The 4,660-nt window shown below is 35.4% G+C and carries 6 protein-coding genes; all 6 read left to right on the top strand.

From position 1 onward, the window contains the following. Positions 1-263: 263 nt before the first annotated feature. Positions 264-1,103 (top strand): S-methyl-5'-thioadenosine phosphorylase, encoded by an 840-nt coding sequence (mtnP, locus tag M901_RS12260; RefSeq protein WP_021278520.1) that lies wholly within the window; start codon positions 264-266, stop codon positions 1,101-1,103. After that, a complete protein-coding gene (gene rsmH, locus M901_RS12255; RefSeq protein WP_053335875.1) occupies positions 1,103-2,098 on the top strand; it encodes a 16S rRNA (cytosine(1402)-N(4))-methyltransferase RsmH in 996 nt (331 codons plus the stop codon). Before mtnP ends, rsmH begins: the two co-directional genes overlap by 1 nt. 10 nt (positions 2,099-2,108) lie before the next feature. After that, positions 2,109-2,447, top strand: a complete 339-nt coding sequence (locus M901_RS12250) for a hypothetical protein (RefSeq protein ID WP_021278519.1) — start codon at positions 2,109-2,111, stop codon at positions 2,445-2,447. Further along, complete coding sequence (locus tag M901_RS12245) at positions 2,448-4,052, top strand: penicillin-binding protein 2 (RefSeq protein ID WP_034722059.1); 1,605 nt, start codon at positions 2,448-2,450, stop codon at positions 4,050-4,052. It begins immediately after the preceding gene. 91 nt (positions 4,053-4,143) lie between these two features. Beyond that, positions 4,144-4,365 (top strand): PASTA domain-containing protein, encoded by a 222-nt coding sequence (locus M901_RS12240; RefSeq protein WP_021278517.1) that lies wholly within the window; start codon positions 4,144-4,146, stop codon positions 4,363-4,365. Beyond that, positions 4,358-4,660: hypothetical protein (locus tag M901_RS12235; protein WP_034722057.1), on the top strand; the 303-nt coding region annotated here is incomplete at its 3' end. The genes M901_RS12240 and M901_RS12235, both read left to right, overlap by 8 nt.

Below are 4,660 nucleotides of genomic sequence, written 5' to 3'. Positions count from 1 at the left end.
CTATCTTTGAACTGACCAAGTCTCAAAAGGATATCTTTCTTTGAGATATTAGAAGCGTTAAATAGATAGTTCTTCGATCTTACGATACGAGATTTATAATTAGATGAGCGTTTCTTTATCTCTTCTAATTTCTTGTAAAATTCTCTATTTAGTTTGAAATCTAAATCAGTCATAAAATAAAAGAAAACCTTTTAAAAGCTTTTGTACGAGAGTAAAATTTTGTCATTGGTAAAACAAATAAGTCAAATTATGAGGACATTGTCATGAATAAGTTAGGTGTAATTGGCGGAAGTGGTATTTATTCTTTAGAAAATATAAAGATTGTTGCTGAGCACAACGTCGAGACTCCATTTGGAAAGCCAAGCGACATGGTTATTCAGGCAGAAGTGAATGGTGCCGAAGTTTATTTTATGCCGCGACATGGCAGAGCCCATAGTATTCTACCTCATGAAGTAAACTACAGAGCAAATATTTTTGCTCTTAAGTCCCTTGGGGTTGATGTAATTGTGAGTGTTTCCGCAGTTGGTTCACTTAAAGAAGAACACGCTCCTACTGACTTCGTTTTACCTGACCAGTTTATTGATTGGACTAAAGGAAAGCGTGAGAGGTCTTTCTTTGGAAATGGAATTGTCGCTCACGTATCGACGGCATATCCAGTAAATGGAACTTTACAAGAAAGAATTCATAAGACATGTCGTGAGTTAGATATAAAAGCACATAAAGGTGGAACTTATATATGCATTGAGGGGCCACAGTTTTCTTCTAGAGCAGAGTCTGAGCTCTATAGAAATTTTGGTGCAGATGTTATCGGTATGACGAATGTTCCAGAGTCTTATCTTGCTAAGGAAGCTGGAATTGCATACTCTACGATTGCTATGATTACTGACTATGACTGCTGGAAAGAAGAGCACGTCGATGTTGAATCTGTCATGGGCGTCATGAAAAAGAATAATGAAACAATTCAAAGGTTAGTCATGGAACTTGTTCCTGAGCTTGTAAATAATCCAATTGAATTTGAAAAAGAAAATGCCATTGGAGTGATGACTCCTGAGAACTTATGGTCTCAAGAGCAGAAAGAATGGATGAAGGTACTACTTAAATAATGACTTATACAGCACACTACTCAGTATTAAAGAAGGAATGTCTCGATAGCATGTATGCTGATTGGGAGAACTCTAATGAGGAGAAGCTTCTCTTTGCTGATTTAACTTTTGGTGGTGGAGGTCATTCTTTGGCCATCGTCGCTAGAGATGAGCGTGCTAATTTAATTTCTTTTGATCAGGATCCAGATGCGCTGGCCAATGGGAGAAAGCTGATTGAAGAAAGCGGTAATTTGGACAGACATCACTTGGTTGATTCTAATTTTTGCCACTTTGGTGAAGTTGTAAAAAATAATTTTCAAGAACTAGTTGATGAATGTGGAGGTTTCTCTGCAATCTTAATGGATCTAGGGGTTTCGAGTCATCACTTTGATGAGGGGAATCGTGGTTTCTCATTTCGCGTCGACGCTCCTTTAGATATGAGAATGGATTCAGATAACGATAAAATTCAAACAGCTAAGGATATTGTAAATAAATATAGTGAATTAGAGCTTGAAAAAATCTTTAAAGAATTTGGTGAGGAGAAATTCTCTCGAAGAATTGCCCAAAGAATTGCTGTAGATAGAGAAAAGAAGCCGATTGAAACAACATTTGAATTGGCCGAGCTTATAAAGCAGTGCTATCCAGCGAAGTTGAGGTACGGTAGAATTAATCCTGCGACTAAATGTTTTCAAGCATTAAGGATAGAAGTTAATAGAGAATTACATGTATTATCCGAGGTGATTCCTCAGATAATACCTTTATTGAAAATTAATGGTAAAATATGTGTAATAAGTTTTCATTCTCTTGAAGATAGAATTGTAAAACATGAATTTAAGAGACTTGAAAAAGATAATGATGACATCATTTGTGAGGTTGTCACTAAGAAACCAATTTTGCCAAGTGATCAGGAGTTGGATGAAAATCCTCGATCAAGAAGTGCGAAGTTGAGAGTAATTAAGAGAGTAGAAGCGCGTAAGCAAAAAAATAAATACGCCAAGTTTTCCACGATTAAATAGGAGATTTATAGTGGCCTCAAGGACGAGAACTAAGAAAACTAAGAAAGCAACTCAAGCTAGCCCTTTTAAAGAAAAAATGAAGTCAATTTTCTTTAGTGCGCAAGGGATGCCTATTGTATTGAGTTTAGTTGTTATATCAATTCTGTTCGTTCTTTTTAGAATGAAGGGTGTTGAGATGAATTATCAACTTTCTTCTATCTCAAAAGATATTGAAAAAGTTAAAGTGGAAGGGAAAGAGTTAAAAGCTAAGAAGGCTAAACTTTTATCTGTAAATAATTTAAGGAAGATGGCAAGAAACTATAAGCTTCAACAGCCAAAGCAGAAGCAGATTATTGTTATCCCAAAATAGATGGATCAAGTAGAAAAGAGACGACTTAAAATAACCTTTTATATCTTTGCTCTAGCATTTAGTGCAGTTTTTTTCAAAGCGCTAAAAGTTCAAGTAATAGATAAGAAGAACTTATTGTCACGAGCAAAGAGACAATTCTTTAGAGAGAGGAAGGTTTTCCCTCGTCGTGGACATATCTATGATAGAAATGGAAATCCTCTTGCCATTAATGTTCGTACGTATAGTATTTTCGCAATACCAAAAAATATTAAAGATAAACAAGCTTATAAGAAACTATCTAAAATTATCCCTAATCTAACTTATGAAGATATTAGAGGAAAGGTTAAGGATAGAAATCGTTTTACTTGGGTTGCTCGAAAGGTTGAGCTGTCACAAGATCAACTTGAAAAAATTAAGGAAATTAAAGGGATTTACACAGAGGAAATTCCAAAGAGACTCTACCCTAACCATGAACTAGCTGCTCAAACATTAGGGTTTGTAGGAGTTGATAATAACGGACTAGCTGGAATTGAGCATAGATTCGATAATGACTTAAAGGGTGAGCCACAAATTATCAAATACATTATTGATAATAAAGGTCGACCAGTTCGATACGTAAGTCAAAATGCGGGTGATAGATCTAAAGATCTCTATCTGAGTATTGATAAAGAAGTTCAAGCTGTAGCAGAAAAAGCTATTAAAGATGCTGTAGAAAAGGCTGAAGCTTTTCGCGGTGGTGTAGGGGTTATGAATGCTGAGACTGGAGAAATCCTTGCCATGGCTAACTACCCTACTTTTGATCCAAATGATTTGAGTGGATCGAAGAGCTCTCACAGAAAGTTGCCATTTATTAGTGATCCATTTGAGCCTGGATCAACAATGAAGTTATTAACGGTTGCTTCAGCTTTAGAAAATAAAGTTGTTAGGCCAGAAACGAATTATTATTGTGAGCAAGGTCGACTCAAAGTTGAAGACCATATTATTTCAGAAGCTGAATCACGTAAAAAATATGAATGGTTATCTGTAACAGAAATCATAAAGTACAGTTCTAATGTTGGAACAACTAAAGTTGCATTTGATTTAACCTTTCCTAAATTAAAAGAAACTTTTGATAAGTTTGGAATTGGAGAGAAAACAGGAATAGAGATTCCTGCAGAGTCACGAGGAATTTTTACAGAAGACAATAATGTTTCACCTCTTTCATTAAGTAATATCAGTTTTGGACAAGGTGTTGCTACAACAGGTGTTCAGATGCTGGCAGCATATGCTGCAATTGCAAATGGTGGTCATTATATAAAGCCAACAATCTTAAAAGTTGAAGACCCTACTAAGATTGAGAAAAAAAGAATTATATCTGAGAAAACGGCAAATGAACTGACTCAGATGATGGTAGAAACAGTTCAAGACGGTACGGCAAAAGCGGGAAGAATACCATACTTCAAAATTGCGGCGAAGACATCAACGGCACAAAGATCGGATGGTACAGGAAGATACAATGGTTATGTTCCAGGCTTTCTTGGCTACCCTATAGATGTAAATAATAAGTTTGTTGTTTATGCCTATGTTGATAATCCAGCCAAAGGAAAGTTTATTATGGGAATAGTGTCCGCTGGGCCGAGTATTTAAAAAGGTTACAGAGTTCCTACTATTTAAAAATAAAGAATTCGAAAAGTTAGCGCAAAACAAGGCCTATAAGAACGAACTTTCTTACGATGCGGTGAAACTTAAGCAATCGGCAAAGAGACATGTAGGACATGGAAAAGTACCAAACTTTATTGGGCTAGATAAGAAATCAGCGAATAGACTTGGTATAAAAATGGATCTTGATTTAAGCCATAGTGGTATTGGTGTTGTGACTTCTCAAATTCCTGAAGCAGGTGTAGAGTTAACAAAGAACACTACAATTAGGCTTAAGTATGCTCCACCAACATATGAATAAACTATTTGAAAAGTATGGACTCTCTGTAGATGTAGAAGAACAACTAAGTGAAGTCACTACTAATCTTCAAGATGCAAATTCAAATTATATTGTTTTTTATCGATTATTAGATAACGAAAAATCACAAGTAGCATTTCAAAAAAGACTTAAAGGAATAAATCCCGGTTTGTTGATTTTGAGTCATGAGCCAATATCAAAAATATCTATTCCTTATGTTGTTTTACCTTTTGAGAAGTTCCTTCCATTTCAAAAAGAATTATGTGACATACTCTATCCTCAAAGTTTCGAAGTAAAG

This window comes from Bacteriovorax sp. DB6_IX (assembly GCF_000447775.1).
Classification (GTDB): Bacteria; Bdellovibrionota; Bacteriovoracia; order Bacteriovoracales; family Bacteriovoracaceae; genus Halobacteriovorax_A.
This window is presented reverse-complemented; position numbering and strand designations above follow the sequence as displayed.